The organism is Streptomyces sp. NPDC058663 (assembly GCF_042716745.1).
GTDB lineage: Bacteria > Actinomycetota > Actinomycetes > Streptomycetales > Streptomycetaceae > Streptomyces.
Genome location: NZ_JBHXRV010000061.1, coordinates 1 through 21,421, shown reverse-complemented (window position 1 = coordinate 21,421; position 21,421 = coordinate 1). Strand labels below are relative to the sequence as shown.

Genomic DNA, 21,421 nt, shown 5'->3' with positions numbered 1-21,421 from the left:
GCCCCACCCATGGCAGTCCAGAAGGTCAACGGAGTAGCGCTCGCGCAGCTCCAGGTAGAGCTCACGAACGGTTTTGAGAGCGTCAAGGGCCAGCTGACCCGCCTGCACGCCACGATCGACAGCCTCGAAGGCCAGTGGAAGGGCATCGGTGCGGGTGCGTTCAACACCAAGCAGGCCCAGATCAACAACAACATGGTCCGGATCGGCAGGCTCCTCCTGAAGTTCCAGGAGGCGATCGAGGCGGCGCGGACGATCTCCGGCAACACGGAGGACGAGGTGCTCGCGGCCATGCGGGGCATCGACGTAACCCCCGGCTACGCGGGCTCGACGCCCGCCCCTCCCCAGACCCCGACCTCAAGCTTCAGCAGCTACTGAAGCACCCATCACCCGAACCCCGAACGGAACTGGACCTCCCCACATGACCCACAACGACGGCACGATGCTGGTCACGTACGCGGCCCTGGACGAGGCCTCCCGCACGATCAAGCGACAGGCGGAAGCCCTGGACGAGAGCCTGCGCGCGATCAAGACGAAGATCGCCACCATCTCGGAACTCTGGGCCGGTGACGCCCGCGAGGCCTACAACACGGCGCAGTCCCAGTGGGACAACGAGGCCAGGGCCATCCACACGTCCCTCCTCCAGATCTCCCGCGCGGTCCAGGAAGCGGCCCCGGCCTACCAGGCGGGCGACAAGAGGGCGGCCCAGGGCTTCATGTAGTCCCTTGGCCGTGCCGATGAATGAGGAGCGCCCCCCCAGCTGACCAGCTGGGGGGCGCTCCTCATGTGGTGGGAAGGTCAGTTGCACTCGCTTGAGGCGCTGACTGCTTTGGCGTAGCCGGTGACGAGGTTCTTCATGGCGGATTCGTTGGGCTGAATAGGGTCGCTTGTGCGCACAACGACAAAGAGTTTCCCCTGCTCCCTTTTCCACTCCGTAGCTGGTTTCCGACAGGGCACACTGCTGACGCCTCCTCTTTCCGCGTAGACGTACGAACCGTCGTCGGCCACATATTTGGCCAACCGGGTACCGCGCGGCTCCGTGGCTAGCTGTATTACCTTGGAGTCTCTCGGGTACCACTCTTTGGTAAAGGACAGAATCTTTTGTCCGTCCACGTTGATTCGGCAGAAGGAGTAGCGTTCAGAGGGCTCCTTCCGTTCGTCCAGATCCTGGGCGATCGAGTTTCCGGGAGGAAGGATGGGTTCGATTACTCGGGACGGAATGGAGGTGCCGCACAAGGTCTTCGGTGTCGGATAGGATCTCAGTTCTTGAGTGGCGCACGATGTAATCAGGATCGCGCCGAGGGTTGCTGCGCAGAGGATGCGGATATTTCGCTCTCCTCTGGAGTGCATCGGAAATTTTAGACTCCTAGCGTTGGACATTGGTTTCCAGATCCCTTGCCATTCGGTGAAAGTTAGCAGAAGCGGAAGAGAACCCAGCATGTGTGCCGCCACCTGCGGCATTGGTAAGCGCTTCGTGCTGAGGAATTCCGTGCGCCTTGCCGACAGTCAGGGCGCAATTTTGACTCAATGCCGTACTGGTGTTTCTCTGCTCTTCCCAAATTTCCCCAGCGCTGCGGAAAGCCCCCTTGGCCTTCTCTGCTTCCGCCTGCTGGGCAATGTGCTCGATGACAATGCTGGTCGCAGTAGTGGCCGCCCCTCCCGCAACCGCCCCAAGCGCCGGTGTCCCGACAAAGCTGACCCCCACGCCAATGCCTGCACCCGCAAGCCCGGCCCAGGCATTCTTGTTCTGGCTCACCGCGTTGGTGAAGTCCTTGTCCTCCTCCGCCGGTCGCATCAGCACCTCCTCCTGGCGCCCGATGGCCAACGCTCCCCCAATCTCACCCGCCCTGAGGGAAATCTGCTCGATCGTCTCCTCGCTGGAGTGCGGATACCTCTGATCCGCAGGCAGATTCGGATTGAGGTGATAGTCCATCAAATTCGCCATATACGCTTTGTGGCCCATCTCCAAAGCACCATTCCCCTCCGGCGTCTGACCCATGGCCACCAGGAACCGCATGAGGTCGGTCTGGCTCATGTCCGCCTGGGCGCCGGCGAGCGGGAAGAGCTTGGCCGAGCTGCCGAGGTCGGGTCCGACCAGCGTCCGGTTGATGTCCGGGAGGTAATCGGCCGCGATTCGCCCGAGATTGTCCGCCAGGTACTTGCGGTGCGTGAGCCGTTCCTCGTTCTCGCTGACGGCGGAGACGATGGCCGACATGACCCTGGCCTGCTCCGGGGTATGCGGGAGCGAATTCGGGCCGGGTTCCTCGCCCACCATGCGGCCCGTCGCCGCCGCCTCCAACGCCCCCGCCATGAATTCCGGCCCCGCGAAACTCTCCTTGCCGTCCGGATGACGCGTGACCGGCCAGTCCCTCTCGCTGAACAAGTAGTCGAAGTTGGTGAGCCCCTTCCGCCCCTTGTCCTCGTTCTCCGGATCATTGAAGAACTCGTGGTCCTCACCCGACGTCACGAACGTCCCGTTGAAGAAGGCCGTCGCCGCGTCCGGACTCTTCGACAGAGCCTGCATGAACCCCGTCATGGGGTCGTGCCCCGCATCCGTCCTACTCCGGTTCAGCGGAAGCTCGTCGCCCCAGATGTCCTCGGCGGAGGCCCTCCCGTTCTCGCCCAGCTCCTTCTCCACCCGGATCAGTTCCGACCCGTAACTCTTGAGGAACTCGTTGTCGAACTGGCCCCACCGCATCAGATTGCTCATCACCTGGAACCCCTTCGCCTCCCGCCGCCCCGCCGAGACGGACTCGTCGCCCAGGTCGACCATCCCCCGCTCCCACGCCCGCATCTGCGGACTGTCGGAACGGGTCGCCTCCGCCAGCGTGAGCCCCAGGTACTTCTGCAACTCGTGGTCCTGCTCGAAGCGGGCCCGGTCCGCCCAGAGCTCGAGGACACCCCGCGGCCCCGCCCGTACCGCGAACTGCTCCGCGAACAGCGGGTCCGATGCATGCTTCTTCAACTCCGCTTTCAGCATGCTGAGTTCGTGCTCCGTGAGGTCCCGCCCCTTCCTCACCAGCGCGGCCATCGAGTCGGCACTCCGCAGAGCCGCGGCCGCCGTATCGCGGTCACCGTAGGAGCGCCCGGAAGCGAATCCGCGCTCCGCCCGGGCCACCAGGGCGCGCAGCACCCGGTCGGCCGTCGTGTCACTCTCGGCCGCGGCATGGAGGATGCGCTGCACCTCGTCCCGCAAGGAGTTGATCTCCCGCGTGATCACCCGCTCCCGTTGCAGGGCCGCCGCCGCAGCGGCCGCAGCCGCGGCATCCATCGCCCCCTTGCCCGCCCCGGCCCCCGCATCCCCGCTCCCGCACGGCGCGATCGACTTCACCTCGAAACCGCCACCCGCCGTCCCCACCACCAGGAGCTCCATGGCCCTCCCCCGTTCGATGGCCCGGTTCAGCTCGTCGCGTCTGGCGACGAGTTCGTCCCGCGTGTCCTTGAGGATGTTTCGGATGCTCGTGGCCTGGGCGGTCGCATCGGCGAACTCGCCGGCGGTCTTGTGGATGAACGCCCGGGAGACGTCCGCGTTGGCGCCCGACCAGTCCGCACGCTCGGCCCGCGCCCGCATCCCGTCCCTGGCCTCCTTCTCCAGCGCCTGCAACTGCGCGACGACCCGGGACCAGTCGTGCACGGCCTCGTCGAGCGAGGCGAAATTCCCCTGGCGGAGGGTGTCCAGTCTCATCGGCGCCGCTCGGACCTCTCGTCGAAGCTGGTCTCCAGCTGCTTGATGCTGCTCACGGCCTGCCGCACGGAATGCTCGTCACCCCGGTGGACCTTTCCGGTGAACTTCATGTGGTGCGAGATGTGCGCACACGCGTCCACCAACGACCGCACCTGCTGCCCCCACCGCTCCTGCACCCGGTGCAGCCCGCCGCCGAGCGCGAACCCCTGCCCCTTCAGATCACCCGCGGCCTTCGCCGTCGAGGCGATCGGCGTACGCCCCTCCCGCCCCAGCCGGTCGAACAGGACGAACGCGTCGTGCGCGACGGCCGTCAGATCCTTGTGGCTGGCGGACAGCACCCCCCGGCCGCCCCGCCCACCCGCACCCCCGGGCGCCGACGGCTGACCCACCAGCTGGTTCAGCTGCATCCCACCGCCCGCACCGGCCTGCATCCCGCCACCCCCACCGGCCTGCTTCCCGGCCGTCTCACCCTTCAACTTCTCCCACTCGTCCCACGCCACCCGCAGCCTCCAGCCCGATCCCGATCCCGATCCCGATCCCGACCCACGAACCCCAGCCCCGCCCCCCCACACCGCTACTCCTCCGCCCCCACCCATCCCGTCTGCACCAACGAGTTCCCCCGCCGCCGCGACACCAGGACTCCCCGCCCGGCGGGCATCACCCGAGGCCGTACGCCCCCGAAGACATCGCCCTCGTTCGGGTCGCCGGACAGCACCACGCCCTGCGCCCCCAGTTCCACCATCCGCTGCACGAAGGGCTCGTACGCAGCTCTGCTCGCGCCCGCCGTGTTCCGCGCCAGCACGAACCGCACGCCGACGTCCCGCGCGAACGGCAGCAGCTCCGTCAACGGCGCCAGCGGATTCCCGCCCGACGTCGATACGAGGTCGTAGTCGTCGACCACCACGAACACCGTCGGCCCCTGCCACCAGCTCCGCTCCCGCAACTCCCGAGCCGTCACGTCCGCGGCCGGAGTCCGCCGCCGCATCAGCTCTGCCAGCGCCTCCACGTGGTGCTCCATGGCGTGCGACAGGGGCACGTACTCCGCGAGGTGCGACGGCGGGGTCACGTCCAGCAGCCCGCGCCGGTTGTCGACGACGAAGAACTTGCACTCCTCGCCCGCGTACCGGTCGCACAACTGCCGGATCAGCAGCCGCAGCAGATTCGTCCTGCCGGACTCGCTCTCGCCGAAGACCAGAAAGAACGGGTCCCGCTCGAAGTCCACGAACACCGGCTCCAACCGGTCCTCGTCGAGCCCGAACGCCACCCCCTCGCCCGGCCGCGCACCCCCCGCCGGCAGCTCCCGCACCTCCAGCCGTCGCGGCAGCAGCCGCACCTGAGGAGCCGGGGCGACCCCGGCCCAGCGCGCCCGGACCTCCCGTACCAGTTCCGCCGTGCCCTCCGACAGGCCGTCGCCCGAACCGGTCCCGTCGGCGCGCGGCACCGCCCCCATGAAGTGCAGCTTCTCCGGCGTCAGCCCCCGCCCCGGCACCCCGGCGGGCACCTGTGCGGCCACCCGCCGGTCCAGCTCCGAGTCCATGACGTCACCGAGCCGCAGTTCGAGCCGGTTCATCAGCAGGTCCTTGAGCTGGGCGCGCACCTCCATCGAGCGCGAGGCGCTCACCACGACATGGACGCCGTAGCCGAGCCCGCGGGCCGCGAGGTCGACGACGGCCGACTCCAGGCCCTCGTACTCCGTGCGGAAACCGCCCCACCCGTCGACGACCAGGAAGACATCGCCCCACGGTTGTTCGCCGGCGGGAACCGCACCGCTCGCACGTAGCGCGCGGTACGTGGCGACCGAGTCGACGCCCGCCGCCCGGAAGTACTCCTCCCGCTCCGCCAGCACCCCGTACACCTCGGCGACCGTACGGCGCACCCGCTCGGGGTCCAGCCGCGAGGCGACGCCACCGACGTGCGGCAGCCCGGCCACCGCGGACAGCCCGCCACCGCCGAAGTCCAGCCCGTAGAACTGCACCTCCTGCGGGGAATGCGTCAGCGCGAAGGCAGCGATCAGCGTGCGCAGCAGCGTCGACTTGCCCGACTGGGGGCCACCGACGATCTGCATGTGCCCGGCCGCCCCCGAGAAGTCCCGCCACAACGTGTCCCGCCGCTGCTCGTACGGCTTGTCGACCACCCCGAGCGGCACGCACAGCCCCCCGCCGGCCCCGCCCGCCGACGCCGCCACCAGCTCGCCCAGCGACGGCGGGCTGTCCAACGGAGGCAGCCACACCCGGTGCGCGGCCGGGCCCTGCCCCGCCAGCCGCCGCACGATCACCTCCAGCACCGAGTCGGCCAACGCCCCGTCCCCCGGAACGCGGGCCCCCGGCACATCCACCGCCACCTCGGCGTCCCCGGCCCCAGCACTGCCCATCGGCCCGGGACCATGCCCAGGTCGAGGCTCCGGCACGTCCGCCCTCCCCGGCAGCGTCTCCCGCTCCCGCACCGGTACCGGCACCCGCCCCGCCGTGAACAGCACCGGCCGCAGCTCCTCCCGTACCGCGCCCGTCGGCGCGTCCCGCCGCGTCCCCGCGGTCCGGCAGGGGCCCGACACGTACGCCGCCTTGAAGCGCACCATGGTGTCCGTCCCGTACTTCAGATAGCCCGAGCCGGGCACGTTCGGCAGCTGGTACGCGTCCGGCAATCCCAGCGCGGCCCGCGACTCCGCGGCCGAGAACGTCCGCAGTCCCACCCGGTACGACAGATACGTCTCCAGGCCGCGCAGCCGTCCCTCCTCCAGTCGCTGCGAGGCGAGCAGCAGATGAACGCCCAGGGACCGCCCGATCCGGCCGATCTGCACGAACATCTCGATGAAGTCCGGCATCGCGGTGAGCAGTTCGCTGAACTCGTCGATCACCAGCACGAGCGAGGGCAGCGGCCGCAGTGGCGCCCCGTCCGCCGTCGCGCCGGCCAGCCGCGCCCGTTCGTAGTCGTGGACGTTCGCGAAGTTCCCCGCGTCCCGCAGCAGTTCCTGGCGCCGGTTCAGCTCACCCCGGATCGAGTCGCCCATGCGGTCGACCAACGACAGGTCGTCGGCCAGGTTGGTGATGACGGCCGCCACGTGCGGCAGCTGCGCCATGCCCGCGAACGTCGCCCCGCCCTTGAAGTCCGCCAGCACGAAGTTCAGGGTCTGCGACGAGTGGGTGACCGCGAGCCCCAGTACCAGCGTGCGCAGCAGCTCCGACTTCCCCGACCCCGTGGCGCCCACACACAGACCGTGCGGCCCCATGCCCTCCTGCGCCGCCTCCTTCAGATCCAGCAGTACGGGCGTGCCGTCCTCGCCCACCCCGATGGGTACCCGCAACCGGTCCGCCCGGGGACGCGCCCGCCATGTCCTGGCCACGTCCACCGTCTCCGCGTCCCCCAGTTCCAGCAGGTCCGTGAACTCCAGCTCCGAGAGCAGCGGTTCCCCCGCATCGGGCCCCGAAGCCACCCCGAGCGGCGCCAGCTGTCTCGCCAGAGCCTCCGCGCACTCCCGGCTCAGCCCGTCGGCCACCCCCTCGTACGCCACCCCGTGCCCCGACTCCAGCCGCAGCGCCCCGTTCCGTACGACGACGGACAGCCCGCCCCTCGCCCCTTCGCCCAGCTCACCGGGCACCACCTCGACGACGGACACCCCCTGGAGCCCGTCGGCGGACGCCAGCACGGAACCGGGCGGCACGCTCACCCCGTCGAGCACCACCACCACATGCGGCCGGTCCGTTACGGCAGGCCCCTCCGCCCGGAACCGCGGCCGGTCCGCCAGCAACCCGCCCAGCAGCCCTTCCACCTCCCGCACCCCGCCCGCGAACAACCGGGGACAGCCCGCCCCGTCCGCCTCACCCGCCCCCTGCGCATGCGGCAGCCACTTCACCCACTCCCACTCCGGGGCACTCCGCTCCCCGGCCGCCACGGCGACCACCAGATCGGCGGGGGAGTGCAGGGCGGCCAGCGACCCCACCACCGCACGGGCCTCGCCGCGTACGCAGGCGGCATCACCGCCGCTCACCACCAGGTGGTAGAACGCCCGCAGCGACACCGCCATAGGGAGAGCGTCCACCGTGCTGTGCGTGGCCAGGAACTGCCGCAGCGCACCCGCCGACAACGGCTCCAGCTCGTCCACCGGCGCGGTCTCCGGCGCCACCAGCGGAGTCACCAGACCCTGACTCCCCAACCCCACCCGTACCTGGGCGAAGTCGGGGTCGGCGGGCCGCCGCTCCCACACCCGGCTGCCCTCGGCGACCAGCGCCCACAGCTGGTCGGGGGAGGGATGCAGGTAGTACTGGGCATCCCGCTGGCGCCGTGCGGTCTTCAGTACCCGCCGCCGTACCTGGGCCAGCTGCTTCAGATAGTCCCGCCGCAGATCGGCGAGCTGCCCCTGGGACCCGCGCCGGTGCCGCACGACCATCGCGACGGTCATGGCAAGGGTGGAAACCACCATCAACCCGCCCATCACCTGCATGATCGGGTTCTTGCTCATGAACAGAAAGACGACCGACCCGCCCATGCCCAGCAAGGGCAGGAGCTGCATCAGCACCCCCTCCTGCTGCCCCCTGGGCAACTCGGGCGGCGGCGGCAACACCACTTCCTCCGCACCGGAACCGGGCGGCACGGAGCGAGCCGGACGCTTGACGACGATCTGCCCCACGAGCCCCAAATCCCTTACCGAACAGTCGCGTTACCCCCAAACCCCAACGATCCGGGCCCACCGCCGAGGGACCCTACCGCCCCAGCACCCCACCCCGTCCTCCCCTCCGCCCCCTACGAGGCCTGCCCTCCCACGCGACCCCGCCCCCCACAAGGCACCCCACCCGCCGCACTCCACCCCCACCCCTCCGAAACCCACCCCTTTCGGGTGACGCCCGTACTCCTCGCCACCCCCTGCCCCACTCCCGAGCGTCTCCGCCTCGCTCCCAAGCCCTCCGCCTCGCCCGCAAACCCTCCGCCTCGCCCCCAAGCCCTCCGCCTCGCCCGCAAACCCTCCGCCTCGCCCCCAAGCCCTCCGCCTCGTCCCCAAGCCCTCCGCCTCGTCCCCAAGCCCTCCGCCTCGCCCGCGAGCGTCTCCGCCCCGCCCGCGAGCCTCCTCCGTCCCGCGCCCAAGCCCCGCGCCCGTGCCCGCGCCCGAGCCCCTTCGCCCCGCCCCCAAGCCCCTCCGCCCCCCCGCCCAAGCCCCTCCGCCCCCGCCCGCCCGCCACCTCCCCGCCCCTCCCGCGTTGGACGAGCGAGACCGGTGCACGCGCCGCGCCGCTGCCAACCTCCCGAAGGGCACACCCCGTTGACCCCCCGAGCAACGACCACCACCCCACTTCCAGCCCCCGTCACGGGCTCACCCCCCGCCCCCTTCCTCCGCCTCACCGTCGTCACCCCCACCAGCCGCATCGACGTCGCACTCCCCGCCGGCCTCCCCCTCGCCGACCTCTACCCCGAGCTCCTGCGTCTCTCCGGGCAGCGCCCCGCCCCGCACGCCCCCGTCGGGTACCACCTCGTCCGCCGCGACGGGTCCGTCCTGGACGGCTCCCGCACCCTCACCGCCCAGCGCGTCCTCGACGGCGAGATCCTCCTGATGCGGCCCTTCGGGGAGTTCCTCGCGCCGCCCGTCTTCGACGACGTCACCGACGCGGTCGCCTCCGCCGTCGCCCGCGACCGCACCCTCTGGACCGGCCAACTCACCAGGACAGCAGGGCTCTTCGCCGCCGCCACCCTCCTCGTCGGCCTCGCCTTCACCCTCTGGAGCGCCCACCCGCACCACCACACCCAGGGCCTCCCCGGCATCCTCGCCGCCGTCACGGCCGTACTCCTGCTGGCCATGGCCGCCGTCCGCACCCGGGTTTACGACGACCAGGGATCGGCCGTCGCGCTCGGTACGGCAGCCCTCGCGCACGCCGCGGTGGCCGGCACCGCGCTCCTGCCCGTGCCGCCCGGCGAGGGGCCCGGCCGCCTCCACCTGCTGCTCGCGTGCGCGGCAGTCCTCCTCGTCTCCGTCCTCCTCCTCATCGCGTCCCCGGCACCGCCCGTCGGCACCGGGCCGGCCGCCCCGCCGGCACCCACCGCCGACGGTCCCGCCGACACCCCCTTCGTGGCGACCGCCACCGCCGCCACCCTCGCCCTCCTCCTCGTCTTCACCGGAACCGTCGCCGGCCTCACCGCCACCCGTACGGCCGCCCTCGCCGCCCCGCTCCTGGCCTGCGCCCTCGCCTTCCTCCCCGGACTCGCCACCCGCTTCGCCCGCATCCCCGTCGGCTTCGCACCGCCCCCCACCCCCGCCACCAGCGGCTACGACACCGAAGAGCCGGACGCCCCGCAGCCCCCCGTCGACGCCGCCCGCATCGCCGCCCGCACCCGCCGCGGCCACGAACTCCTCACCGGACTGGTCGGCGGCTGCGCCCTCGTCGCTCTCGCCTGCGCCGCCGTCCTCGGCCTCTCCGGCAACCCGCGCGCCCAGCTCCTCGCCCTCGCACTCGGCGCCGCCCTCCTGCTGCGCGCGCACCTCTTCCGGTACACCGCACAAGCCGCCTGCACCCTCGCCGCGGGATTCGGCACGCTCCTGCTGCTCGGCCTGGGTCTGGCCCTGCGCCCGCCGCCCACCCTGGTCGGCGCCGCCCTCGCCGGTGGCGCGGGCCCCCTGGACTTCCGTACGATCGGCATCACAGCGGCCACCGCAGCTGTCGCCGCGGTCCTGGCCGCGATCGCGCTGACCGTCCCGGACAGAGGGATCACCCCCTTCTGGGGCCGGTTCCTGGAGCTCGCCGACACCTGCGCCCTGCTCACGCTCGTCCCGCTCTGCCTGGCCGTCTTCGACGCGTACCACGCACTGCGTTCGATGGCCCCGTAGGAATCCGGCCGCAGCCCCCTTCACCAGCCTGGTACTCTGACCTACGGCCGTTTGTGTACGCGCCCATCGGAGCTCCCAGGAGCCCCGGGGACTGCGCCCAGCGGACCTACGCCACCCGAGTAACGGAAGATCCCCCTGAGAACGAGACCAGGGGCACTCGGTGGCACTCACTCACACACGAGGAGCACGCATGGCGCTCGACGCCGCTGTCAAGAAGCAGATCATGACCGAGTTCGGCCAGAAGGAAGGCGACACCGGTTCCCCCGAGGTTCAGGTCGCCATGCTTTCCCGTCGCATCTCGGACCTGACCGAGCACCTGAAGACGCACAAGCACGACCACCACTCCCGCCGGGGTCTGCTGATCCTGGTCGGCCAGCGTCGTCGCCTGCTCCAGTACCTCGCCAAGAAGGACATCCAGCGCTTCCGTGCGCTGGTGGACCGTCTCGGCATCCGCCGCGGTGCGGCCGGCGGCGCCAAGTAGCACGCCACGAAGGGAGCGGTTCCCGCCACTGGGAGCCGCTCCCTTTGCCGTACGCACGACAGGCACGAAGCCTCTTCTGCGTGCGGGACGTACCGGACGGCACTTAGGCTGGTACGTGTATGGCCCCGCCCTACGGGTGAGGCGTAGAAGCACGACGCGCGGGAACGTACGAGACGTACCGGACCCCGCACGAGAGCACCACCCACAACACGAAGAGCGAGAGGCGCGCCGCCCAGCCCGCCGGTCCTCGGTAGTGGCCCCCGGAGCAATACGGCCCCGGGTGCTTCGATCGAAGACCGGCCCGCACCACGGAGCGCGCGCTTCTCCGCCACCGTCCCACCGCCACACGGGCGACTGGGGACGAAGACGAGGAGAAAACGCTAGTGGAGAACGAGACCCACTACGCCGAGGCCGTCATTGACAACGGCACCTTCGGCACCCGCACCATCCGCTTCGAGACGGGCCGCCTGGCCAAGCAGGCCGCCGGCTCCGCCGTGGCGTACCTGGACGACGACACCATGGTGATGTCGGCCACGACCGCCTCCAAGAAGCCCAAGGACCAGCTCGACTTCTTCCCCCTCACGGTGGACGTCGAAGAGCGCATGTACGCCGCCGGCAAGATTCCCGGCAGCTTCTTCCGCCGCGAGGGCCGGCCCTCCGAGGACGCGATCCTCACCTGCCGCCTGATCGACCGGCCGCTGCGCCCCTCCTTCAAGAAGGGCCTGCGCAACGAGATCCAGATCGTCGAGACGATCATGGCGCTCAACCCCGACCACCTGTACGACGTGGTCGCGATCAACGCCGCCTCGTGCTCCACGATCCTGGCGGGCCTGCCCTTCTCCGGCCCGATCGGCGCCACCCGCGTCGCCCTGATCAAGGGCCAGTGGGTCGCGTTCCCGACGCACACCGAGCTCGAGGACGCCGTCTTCGACATGGTCGTCGCCGGTCGCGTCCTGGAGGACGGCGACGTCGCGATCATGATGGTCGAGGCCGAGGCCACCGAGAAGACCATCCAGCTCGTCAAGGACGGCGCCGAGGCTCCCACCGAGGAGATCGTCGCCGCCGGCCTCGAAGCTGCGAAGCCCTTCATCAAGAACCTCTGCAAGGCCCAGTCGGACCTCGCCGCCAAGGCCGCCAAGCCCACCGGCGAGTTCCCGGTCTTCCTCGACTACCAGGACGACGTCCTGGAGGCCCTCACCAAGGCCGTCAAGTCGGAGCTCTCCCAGGCCCTCACCATCGCGGGCAAGCAGGAGCGCGAGACCGAGCTGGACCGCGTCAAGGAGATCGCCGCCGAGAAGCTCCTCCCGGCCTTCGAGGGCCGCGAGAAGGAAATCTCGGGTGCGTACCGCGCGCTGACCAAGAAGCTCATCCGCGAGCGCATCATCAAGGACAAGGTCCGCATCGACGGCCGCGGGCTCACGGACATCCGTACCCTCGCCGCCGAGGTCGAGGCCATCCCGCGCGTGCACGGCTCCGCCCTGTTCGAGCGTGGCGAGACCCAGATCCTGGGCGTCACCACCCTGAACATGCTGCGCATGGAGCAGATGCTGGACACCCTTTCCCCGGTGACCCGCAAGCGCTACATGCACAACTACAACTTCCCGCCGTACTCCGTCGGCGAGACGGGCCGCGTCGGCTCCCCCAAGCGCCGCGAGATCGGCCACGGCGCGCTCGCCGAGCGCGCGATCGTACCGGTCCTGCCGACGCGCGAGGAGTTCCCCTACGCGATCCGCCAGGTCTCCGAGGCGCTGGGCTCCAACGGCTCCACCTCGATGGGCTCGGTCTGCGCCTCCACCATGTCGCTGCTGAACGCCGGTGTGCCCCTCAAGGCCCCCGTCGCCGGTATCGCCATGGGCCTCATCTCCGAGGAGATCGACGGCAAGACGCACTACGTCGCGCTGACCGACATCCTCGGCGCCGAGGACGCGTTCGGCGACATGGACTTCAAGGTCGCCGGTACGAAGACCTTCGTCACGGCCCTCCAGCTCGACACCAAGCTCGACGGCATCCCCGCCTCGGTCCTGGCCGCCGCGCTGAAGCAGGCCCGCGACGCACGTCTGCACATCCTCGACGTGATGAACGAGGCGATCGACGTTCCGGACGAGATGTCCCCGAACGCGCCGCGCATCATCACCGTCAAGATCCCGGTGGACAAGATCGGTGAGGTCATCGGCCCCAAGGGCAAGATGATCAACCAGATCCAGGAGGACACCGGCGCCGACATCACGATCGAGGACGACGGCACCATCTACATCGGTGCCGCCGACGGTCCGGCCGCCGAGGCCGCCCGCGCCACGATCAACGGCATCGCCAACCCGACCATGCCGGAGGTCGGCGAGCGCTACCTGGGTACGGTCGTCAAGACCACCACCTTCGGCGCGTTCGTCTCGCTCATGCCGGGCAAGGACGGCCTGCTGCACATCTCGCAGATCCGCAAGCTCGCCGGTGGCAAGCGCGTGGAGAACGTCGAGGACGTGCTCGCGGTCGGCGCCAAGGTGCAGGTCGAGATCGCCGAGATCGACTCCCGCGGCAAGCTCTCCCTGATCCCGGTCATCGAGGGTGAAGAGAACGACGAACAGAAGGACGACGCCTAAAAGTGACGTCCCGTAGTTCCGTGACGACGGCCCGCACCTCCTCGGAGGGGCGGGCCGTCGCCCGTACCCAAACGCTTCTCAAGGGCGAGAACGGCCTCGGTACCGTCCGCAGGACCACCCTTCCCGGCGGCCTGCGCATCGTCACCGAGACCCTCCCCTCCGTCCGCTCCGCCACCTTCGGGATCTGGGTCAACGTCGGCTCGCGCGACGAGACCCCCTCCCTGAACGGCGCGACGCACTACCTCGAACACCTCCTCTTCAAGGGCACCAGCAGCCGCAGCGCCCTCGACATCTCCTCCGCGATCGACGCGGTCGGCGGCGAGATGAACGCCTTCACGGCGAAGGAGTACACCTGCTACTACGCGCGGGTCCTCGACACCGACCTCCCGCTCGCGATCGACACGGTCTGCGACATGCTGACCGGCTCGCTGATCCGCCAGGAGGACGTCGACGCCGAGCGCGGCGTCATCCTCGAAGAGATCGCGATGACCGAGGACGACCCGGGCGACTGCGTGCACGACCTGTTCGCGCACACCATGCTCGGTGACACCCCCCTCGGCCGCCCGGTCCTCGGCACCGTCGACACCGTCAACGCGCTCACCGCCGACCGCATCCGCCGCTTCTACAAGAAGCACTACGACCCCACCCACCTGGTGGTCGCGGCCGCGGGCAACGTCGATCACGCGACGGTCGTACGGCAGGTCCGCCGCGCCTTCGAGAAGGCCGGTGCACTCGGCGCGCCCGGCGGCGTCCCGGTCGCCCCGCGCGGCGGCGCCCGCACACTGCGCACCTCGGGCCGCGTGGAACTGCTCAACCGCAAGACCGAGCAGGCCCACGTCGTCCTCGGCATGCCGGGCCTGGCCCGCGCCGACGAGCGCCGCTGGGCGCTCAGCGTGCTGAGCACGGCCCTCGGCGGGGGCATGTCCTCCCGGCTGTTCCAGGAGGTCCGCGAGAAGCGCGGCCTGGCGTACAGCGTGTACTCGTACACCTCCGGTTTCGCCGACTGCGGTCTGTTCGGCGTGTACGCGGGCTGCCGCCCGAGCCAGGTGCACGACGTCCTGAAGCTCTGCCGCGACGAACTCGACAAGGTGGCCGCCGACGGCCTCACCGACGACGAGATCGGCCGCGCCATCGGCCAGCTGTCCGGGTCCACCGTCCTCGGCCTGGAGGACACCGGCGCGATCATGAACCGGATCGGCAAGAGCGAACTCGCCTGGGGCGAGCACATGTCGGTGACCGACATGCTCACCCGCATCTCCGAGGTCACCCCGGACGAGGTACGGGAAGTCGCCCGCGACATCCTGGGACAGCGGCCTTCCCTCTCGGTGATCGGCCCGCTCAAGGACAAGCAGGCCGCCCGCCTCGACGAAGCGGTCTCGTAACTCCCCTTAAGGAACCTGCACTCATGAGCAAGCTGCGCGTGGCGGTCCTCGGCGCCAAGGGCCGTATCGGCTCCGAAGCCGTACGGGCCGTGGAAGCCGCCGAAGACCTGGAACTCGTCGCCGCCCTCGGCCGCGACGACAAGCTGGACACCCTCACGGAGTCCGGCGCCCAGGTCGTCGTCGAACTGACCACCCCCGACTCGGTGATGACCAACCTCGAATTCTGTGTACGCCACGGAATGCACGCCGTGGTCGGCACCACCGGCTGGAACGACGACCGTCTCGCGCAGCTGAACTCCTGGCTCGACGCGTCCCCCTCGACCGGCGTACTGATCGCGTCGAACTTCTCCATCGGGGCCGTCCTGACCATGAAGTTCGCCCAGATCGCCGCACCGTACTTCGAGTCGGTCGAGGTCATCGAGCTGCACCATCCGAACAAGGCCGACGCCCCCTCCGGCACGGCCGCCCGCACCGCCCAGCTCATCGCCGCCGCCCGCGCCGAGGCCGGCAGCCTCCCGATGCCCGACGCCACGGCCACCGCGCTGGACGGTGCGCGCGGCGCGGACGTGGACGGCATCCCGGTCCACTCCGTCCGCCTGCGCGGCCTCCTCGCACACCAGGAAGTCCTGCTCGGCACGGAGGGCGAGACCCTCACCCTCCGCCACGACTCCCTCCACCACAGCAGCTTCATGCCGGGCATCCTGCTCGGCGCCCGCCGCGTGGTCACCACTCCCGGCCTCACCTTCGGCCTGGAACACTTCCTCGACCTGAACTGACGGCACCCCGCCATGCGCGCAAAGATCACCTACTTCCTCACGGCCGCCGTCCTGGTCGTCTTCTTCGTCCTGGTCGGCGGCCGGGCCGTCGCCATGATCGAACTGGGCACCCCGCTCGGCATCGGCTTCGGCGTCGCCGCGCTGATCATCCCGCTCATCGGCGTCTGGTTCCTTTGGAAGAACACCGAGTTCGTGCGCAAGGCGAACAAGCTGGCCGCGCTCCTCGACGCCGAAGGCGCCCTCCCGGTGGACGAACTGCGACGCACCCCGGCCGGCCGCATCGACCGCGCGTCCGCCGACGAGGTCTTCGTCAAACGCCGTGCGGAAACCGAGGACAGCCCGGACGACTGGCGCTCGTGGTTCCGCCTGGCCATCGCCTACCAGGACGCCAGGGACACCCCGCGCGCCCGCAAGGCGATGCAGCGCGCCATCGCTCTGCACGACGGCAAGCCCGTCCGCACGGACTGACCGGCCCCGTACGGACCCGGCCGCACGACCGGCACGCAGAGACCGGCCCGCACGGGCCGACTTCGCACATGCGTAAGGGGCGACCTCCAGGAGGTCGCCCCTTACCCATGCCGTATACGTGCCGACTACGGCTGCCGGTACTCGGCTCCCCATGCCTCGACCGTGTCGGCCGCCCGGTCGAAGGCCTCCGGACGCGACAGGAAGTCCGCGTTGTGGTCGGTCAGCAGAGGCGGCAGCGGCGACCCGCCACGCCGCTCCGTGACCAGCGCCTGCCCCTGCACGGTCCGCGGCAGCCCGAGCCACCGCACCGGCTGCTGCACGGTCCGCACGACCTGGGTCTGCTCCCAGGGCACCGTGACGGTGCTCAGGAAGCCCACCCGGCGCAACCCCGCCCGGCTGACCCAGACCCCCATCCGCAGGATCCGCAGCGCACAGGCGATCATGACCGCACCGAAGCCGAACACGATCAGCGCACCGGTCGGCTCGGCGGCCACCGCGATGATCGTCGCCGACAGCAGCACGAACGACGCCAGCAACAGCAACAGCGCCCCGATCCCGACCCGATAAGGACCGGGCCGGTACGGGCGTCGCCACTGGTCGTGGTCGTCGTACGGCAGCGCAACATCTTCCGCGCCGGCTTCAAAAGCGCGGTCGGCCGTCAGGAAAGGCAGGGGCACGACTGGTCCTCACTCACAAGCACGCTCGATTGGGCAGTGCCCGGTGAGGCTACCGAGCGGTCCCGCGCCGGGCCACCTCAGGGGGGCCCGGGCGAGTCCTGACGTGTCGTGGGGTCAGCGCCCCCTGGCGGCCTCGGACTGCTGGACCTTGCCCGGCGCGTGCCCCGGATCGAGCGCCGGCAGCCCGAACAGGAGGGAGCCGACCAGCCCGGCGACGACGGTGAGACCGACCATCGAGCGGCCGAGGAGCTGGGCCGCACTGGGACGTTCAGGAGGGGGAGGGGTGACGTTACTGCGGAAGCGGTCGGCCTCTGCCACGAAGGCGAACGGGACGGCTTCTCGCCGGCGAAACATGGGTGTCGCTCCTTCTGATCATCAAACTGGACCATTACTGCGGAGACAGACGAAACGCGCCCGCAGCGGCGGACGAGTGCGTCTACAGGTACAGACGTACAGCACTGCCATTTGGTGCCCGATTTCCCCGAATTGCTCAAAGAATGTCCTGAGGGCTCGTCCGGTCTCCGGGGCGGCGGCCGGGGCCTCCTGCGGCCCGTAGAGTGGAGGCCGCCCAGAGCGACGCAAGTGGAAGGACCCGCCGGTGACCGTGACCCCGGACAGCACCCCCGAAGAGACCCAGAAGCCCAGCTTCCGCAGTGACGTCACTGTCGAACTGGTCAAGCACGCGGCACAGGACTCGGACGTCCTGTGGGCCGCCCGGGTCTCCACGGCCGGCGAGCAGTCCCTGGAGGAGCTCACCAAGGACCCCGAGCGCTCCAAGGGCCTCATCAATTACCTGATGCGCGACCGCCACGGCAGCCCCTTCGAGCACAACTCGATGACCTTCTTCATCAGTGCCCCGATCTTCGTCTTCCGCGAGTTCATGCGGCACCGCGTCGGCTGGTCGTACAACGAGGAGTCGGGCCGCTACCGCCGCCTCGACCCGGTCTTCTACGTACCCGGGGCCGAGCGCAAGCTCGTCCAGCAGGGCCGCCCCGGCAAGTACGAGTTCGTCGAGGGCACCGAGGCCCAGCAGGAGCTCACCTCCCGCGTCATGGAGGACTCCTACCGGCAGTCCTACGAGGCGTACCAGGAGATGCTCGCCGCCGGCGTGGCCCGCGAGGTGGCCCGCGCGACCCTCCCCGTCGGCCTCTACTCCTCGATGTACGCCACCTGCAACGCGCGCTCGCTGATGCACTTCCTCGGCCTGCGCACGCAGCACGAGCTCGCCAAGGTGCCGTCCTTCCCGCAGCGCGAGATCGAGATGGTCGGCGAGCAGATGGAGGCCCACTGGGAGCAGCTCATGCCGCTCACCCACGCGGCCTTCAACAAGAACGGCCGCGTCGCCCCGTAGCCGTATGAGGGCACAGATGTACGGATGGGCCGCACGAGGTGTCCGTATTGCGGCGTTTCGAGAAGTTCATCTAGGCTGATCAAACGGACCCGGCACTGCTTGAACCCCCGAGCAGGCAGTGCCGGTGTCCTTTCCCCCCGCCTCACACGGTCCCCCGAGGGGACACCCCGCGCTGAGCAGCGAGTAGCGTGTTACCCATGGCTCCGATCTCCACTCCGCAGACCCCCTTCGGGCGGGTCCTCACCGCCATGGTCACGCCCTTCACGGCGGACGGCGCACTCGACCTCGACGGCGCACAGCGCCTCGCGACCCATCTGGTGGACGCCGGCAACGACGGTCTCGTCGTCAACGGCACCACCGGCGAGTCCCCGACCACCAGCGACGCGGAGAAAAACGACCTGGTACGGGCGGTGCTGGAAGCGGTCGGCGACCGCGCCCACGTCGTCGCGGGGGTCGGCACCAACGACACCCGCCACAGCATTGAGCTGGCCCGCGCAGCCGAGCAGACCGGCGCCCACGGCCTCCTCGCGGTGACGCCGTACTACAACAAGCCCCCGCAAGAGGGCCTGTTCCAGAACTTCACCGCCATCGCCGACGCCACCGGACTCCCGGTGATGCTCTACGACATCCCCGGCCGCAGCGGCGTCCCGATCAACACCGAGACGCTGGTCCGTCTGGCCGAGCACCCCCGGATCGTTGCCAACAAGGACGCCAAGGGCGACCTGGGCCGTGCCAGCTGGGCCATCGCCCGCTCCGGCCTCGCCTGGTACTCCGGCGACGACATGCTCAACCTGCCGCTCCTCTCGGTCGGCGCCTGCGGCTTCGTCTCCGTCGTCGGCCACGTCGTCACCCCCGAGCTGCGCGCCCTCCTGGACGCCCACCTCAGCGGCGACGTCCAGAAGGCGACCGAGCTCCACCAGCAGCTGCTTCCGGTCTTCACCGGCATGTTCCGCACCCAGGGCGTGATGACCACGAAGGCCGCGCTCGCCCTGCAGGGTCTGCCCGCCGGCCCCCTGCGGCTGCCGATGGTCGGGCTTTCCGCCGACGAAACCCACCAGCTCAAGATCGACCTCGCCGCAGGCGGGGTACAGCTTTAAACACTGGCTTCACAACTGAACAAGCACCACCTGAAAACCCTTACGCACAGACATTCAGCCCGTGCACGACACAACATGCGCCCGCGATCCACGGGATCCGCCGCGCGCATGGTGAGGAGAGTCTTTTGAGCCATCCGCATCCCGAACTCGGCGCCCCCCCGAAGCTGGCCAAGGGCGGCCTGCGCGTCACCCCGCTGGGCGGCCTCGGTGAGATCGGCCGCAACATGACGGTCTTCGAATTCGACGGCCGTCTGCTGATCGTCGACTGCGGCGTCCTCTTCCCCGAGGAGGAGCAGCCCGGCATCGACCTGATCCTGCCGGACTTCACGTCCATCAAGGACCGCCTCGACGACATCGAGGGCATCGTCCTCACCCACGGCCACGAGGACCACATCGGTGGTGTGCCGTACCTCCTGCGCCTCAAGCCCGACATCCCGCTGATCGGCTCCAAGCTGACGCTCGCCCTCATCGAGGCGAAGCTCCAGGAGCACCGTATCCGCCCGTACACCCTTGAGGTCGTCGAGGGCGACAGTGAGCGTCTCGGCCCCTTCGAGTGCGAGTTCATCGCGGTCAACCACTCCATCCCGGACGCGCTGGCCGTCGCCATCCGCACCCCCGCGGGCCTGGTTGTCGCCACCGGTGACTTCAAGATGGACCAGCTCCCGCTGGACGGCCGGCTCACCGACCTGCATGCGTTCGCGCGTCTGAGCGAAGAGGGCATCGACCTCCTCCTCTCGGACTCCACGAACGCCGAGGTCCCCGGCTTCGTTCCGCCCGAGCGCGACATCTCCAACGTGCTGCGCAACGTCTTCGCCAGCGCCGAGAAGCGCATCATCGTCGCGAGCTTCGCCAGCCACGTGCACCGCATCCAGCAGATCCTGGACGCCGCCCACGAGTACGGCCGCCGCGTCGCTTTCGTCGGCCGCTCGATGGTCCGCAACATGGGCATCGCCCGCGACCTCGGCTACCTGAAGGTTCCCGGTGGCCTGGTCGTCGACGTGAAGACCCTCGACGACCTCCCGGACGAGGAAGTCGTACTGGTCTGCACCGGCTCGCAGGGCGAGCCGATGGCCGCCCTCTCCCGGATGGCCAACCGCGACCACCAGATCCGCATCGTCCCCGGCGACACGGTCATCCTGGCGTCGTCCCTCATCCCGGGCAACGAGAACGCGGTCTACCGCGTCATCAACGGCCTGACCCGCTGGGGCGCCAACGTCGTCCACAAGGGCAACGCCAAGGTTCACGTCTCGGGCCACGCCTCGGCCGGCGAGCTGCTGTACTTCTACAACATCTGCAAGCCCAAGAACCTGATGCCCGTTCACGGCGAGTGGCGCCACCTGCGCGCCAACGCCGAACTCGGTGCCATGACGGGCGTCCGCAAGGACCACATCGTCATCGCCGAGGACGGTGTCGTCGTCGACCTGACCGACGGCCGCGCCAAGATCGTCGGCAAGGTCCAGGCCGGCTATGTGTACGTCGACGGCCTCTCGGTCGGTGATGTCACGGAGACCCACCTCAAGGACCGCCGCATCCTCGGCGACGAGGGCTTCATCTCGGTGTTCGTCGTGGTCGACAGCTCCAGCGGCAAGATCGTCGGTGGCCCGACCTTCCATGCCCGCGGCTCGGGCATCGACGACTCCGCCTTCAGCGGCGTCACCCCGAAGATCGAGGAAGCCCTCATGCGCTCCGCGGCCGACGGAGTGATGGAAGCGCACCAGATCCAGCAGCTCATCCGCCGCTCGGTGGGCAAGTGGGTGTCCGACACCTACCGCCGTCGCCCGATGATCCTTCCGGTCGTCGTCGAGGTCTGACCGAGGTCCCACTACCTCATCTCCTGGAGCGGGGCACCTCGATTTGCATCGAGGCACCCCGCTCCAGTACGTTTAAGACTCCACCTCAGCGGGAACCAGGCCACGTTCGTGCGCCTGGGGAACCAGCAGGAGGCGGGAATTTCGACTCAGAACTTCTGATAAAGTCGGAGCCGCTGGAAAGGGAAAACGCGAAAGCGGGAAACCTGGAAAGCACCGAGGAAATCGGCACTGGAAACAGTCTGATAGAGTCGGAAACGCAACAACACAAAGAAACACAGAAACACCGAACGAAAC

17 protein-coding genes are annotated in these 21,421 nt (G+C 69.6%); 11 read left to right on the top strand and 6 right to left on the bottom strand.

The features are described 5' to 3' along the window. Positions 1 to 9: 9 nt before the first annotated feature. Both ACFWVV_RS32940 and ACFWVV_RS32935 read left to right on the top strand, forming a co-directional pair. The gene (locus ACFWVV_RS32940) at positions 10 to 375 is read left to right on the top strand and encodes a WXG100 family type VII secretion target (RefSeq protein ID WP_384356090.1); all 366 of its coding nucleotides are present in this window, start codon (positions 10 to 12) and stop codon (positions 373 to 375) included. A gap of 43 nt (positions 376 to 418) precedes the next feature. Beyond that, positions 419 to 718, top strand: a complete 300-nt coding sequence (locus ACFWVV_RS32935; protein ID WP_384356092.1) for a WXG100 family type VII secretion target — start codon at positions 419 to 421, stop codon at positions 716 to 718. A 77-nt stretch (positions 719 to 795) separates the two neighbouring features. Here ACFWVV_RS32935 and ACFWVV_RS32930 read toward each other — a convergent pair whose 3' ends face one another. From ACFWVV_RS32930 to eccCa, 4 genes are all read right to left on the bottom strand, one after another. After that, the gene (locus ACFWVV_RS32930; RefSeq protein ID WP_384356094.1) at positions 796 to 1,377 is read right to left on the bottom strand and encodes a hypothetical protein; all 582 of its coding nucleotides are present in this window, start codon (positions 1,375 to 1,377) and stop codon (positions 796 to 798) included. Continuing rightward, positions 1,364 to 3,682, bottom strand: a complete 2,319-nt coding sequence (locus ACFWVV_RS32925; RefSeq protein WP_384356096.1) for a hypothetical protein — start codon at positions 3,680 to 3,682, stop codon at positions 1,364 to 1,366. The genes ACFWVV_RS32930 and ACFWVV_RS32925 overlap by 14 nt, the downstream gene beginning before the upstream one ends. Beyond that, on the bottom strand, positions 3,679 to 4,182 hold the full coding sequence (locus ACFWVV_RS32920; RefSeq protein WP_384356098.1) for a hypothetical protein: 504 nt from the start codon (positions 4,180 to 4,182) through the stop codon (positions 3,679 to 3,681). Before ACFWVV_RS32920 ends, ACFWVV_RS32925 begins: the two co-directional genes overlap by 4 nt. A 74-nt stretch (positions 4,183 to 4,256) precedes the next feature. Further along, a complete protein-coding gene (gene eccCa, locus ACFWVV_RS32915) occupies positions 4,257 to 8,306 on the bottom strand; it encodes a type VII secretion protein EccCa (protein ID WP_384356100.1) in 4,050 nt (1,349 codons plus the stop codon). A gap of 627 nt (positions 8,307 to 8,933) precedes the next feature. Between eccCa and eccD the strand changes: the two genes are divergently transcribed. The 6 genes from eccD to ACFWVV_RS32885 all read left to right on the top strand — a co-directional run bounded on the left by eccD (position 8,934) and on the right by ACFWVV_RS32885 (position 16,191). After that, positions 8,934 to 10,490, top strand: a complete 1,557-nt coding sequence (eccD, locus tag ACFWVV_RS32910) for a type VII secretion integral membrane protein EccD (RefSeq protein WP_384356102.1) — start codon at positions 8,934 to 8,936, stop codon at positions 10,488 to 10,490. Between the two features lie 190 nt (positions 10,491 to 10,680). Then, positions 10,681 to 10,971 (top strand): 30S ribosomal protein S15, encoded by a 291-nt coding sequence (gene rpsO, locus ACFWVV_RS32905; RefSeq protein WP_362416654.1) that lies wholly within the window; start codon positions 10,681 to 10,683, stop codon positions 10,969 to 10,971. 383 nt (positions 10,972 to 11,354) lie between these two features. Continuing rightward, the gene (locus ACFWVV_RS32900) at positions 11,355 to 13,565 is read left to right on the top strand and encodes a polyribonucleotide nucleotidyltransferase (protein WP_384356104.1); all 2,211 of its coding nucleotides are present in this window, start codon (positions 11,355 to 11,357) and stop codon (positions 13,563 to 13,565) included. A 2-nt stretch (positions 13,566 to 13,567) separates the two neighbouring features. Continuing rightward, on the top strand, positions 13,568 to 14,947 hold the full coding sequence (locus ACFWVV_RS32895; protein ID WP_384356106.1) for a M16 family metallopeptidase: 1,380 nt from the start codon (positions 13,568 to 13,570) through the stop codon (positions 14,945 to 14,947). Positions 14,948 to 14,970: 23 nt separating this feature from the next. Continuing rightward, complete coding sequence (dapB, locus tag ACFWVV_RS32890; protein ID WP_384356108.1) at positions 14,971 to 15,723, top strand: 4-hydroxy-tetrahydrodipicolinate reductase; 753 nt, start codon at positions 14,971 to 14,973, stop codon at positions 15,721 to 15,723. Between the two features lie 12 nt (positions 15,724 to 15,735). After that, positions 15,736 to 16,191: a hypothetical protein gene (locus ACFWVV_RS32885; RefSeq protein WP_384356110.1), complete on the top strand. Its 456-nt coding sequence runs from the start codon at positions 15,736 to 15,738 to the stop codon at positions 16,189 to 16,191. Between the two features lie 125 nt (positions 16,192 to 16,316). Here ACFWVV_RS32885 and ACFWVV_RS32880 read toward each other — a convergent pair whose 3' ends face one another. Next, positions 16,317 to 16,868, bottom strand: coding sequence for a hypothetical protein (locus ACFWVV_RS32880; protein ID WP_384356112.1), 552 nt, complete (start codon positions 16,866 to 16,868; stop codon positions 16,317 to 16,319). Positions 16,869 to 16,982: 114 nt separating this feature from the next. Beyond that, positions 16,983 to 17,222 (bottom strand): hypothetical protein, encoded by a 240-nt coding sequence (locus tag ACFWVV_RS32875; protein ID WP_384356114.1) that lies wholly within the window; start codon positions 17,220 to 17,222, stop codon positions 16,983 to 16,985. Between the two features lie 244 nt (positions 17,223 to 17,466). Between ACFWVV_RS32875 and thyX the strand changes: the two genes are divergently transcribed. From thyX to ACFWVV_RS32860, 3 genes are all read left to right on the top strand, one after another. Continuing rightward, positions 17,467 to 18,219: an FAD-dependent thymidylate synthase gene (gene thyX, locus ACFWVV_RS32870; protein WP_384356116.1), complete on the top strand. Its 753-nt coding sequence runs from the start codon at positions 17,467 to 17,469 to the stop codon at positions 18,217 to 18,219. A gap of 197 nt (positions 18,220 to 18,416) precedes the next feature. Further along, positions 18,417 to 19,316, top strand: coding sequence for a 4-hydroxy-tetrahydrodipicolinate synthase (gene dapA / locus ACFWVV_RS32865; protein WP_384356118.1), 900 nt, complete (start codon positions 18,417 to 18,419; stop codon positions 19,314 to 19,316). 125 nt (positions 19,317 to 19,441) lie between these two features. Next, entirely contained in the window at positions 19,442 to 21,127 is a 1,686-nt protein-coding gene (locus ACFWVV_RS32860; protein ID WP_384356120.1) for a ribonuclease J, read from the top strand. The last annotated feature ends 294 nt before the right edge of the window (positions 21,128 to 21,421 follow it).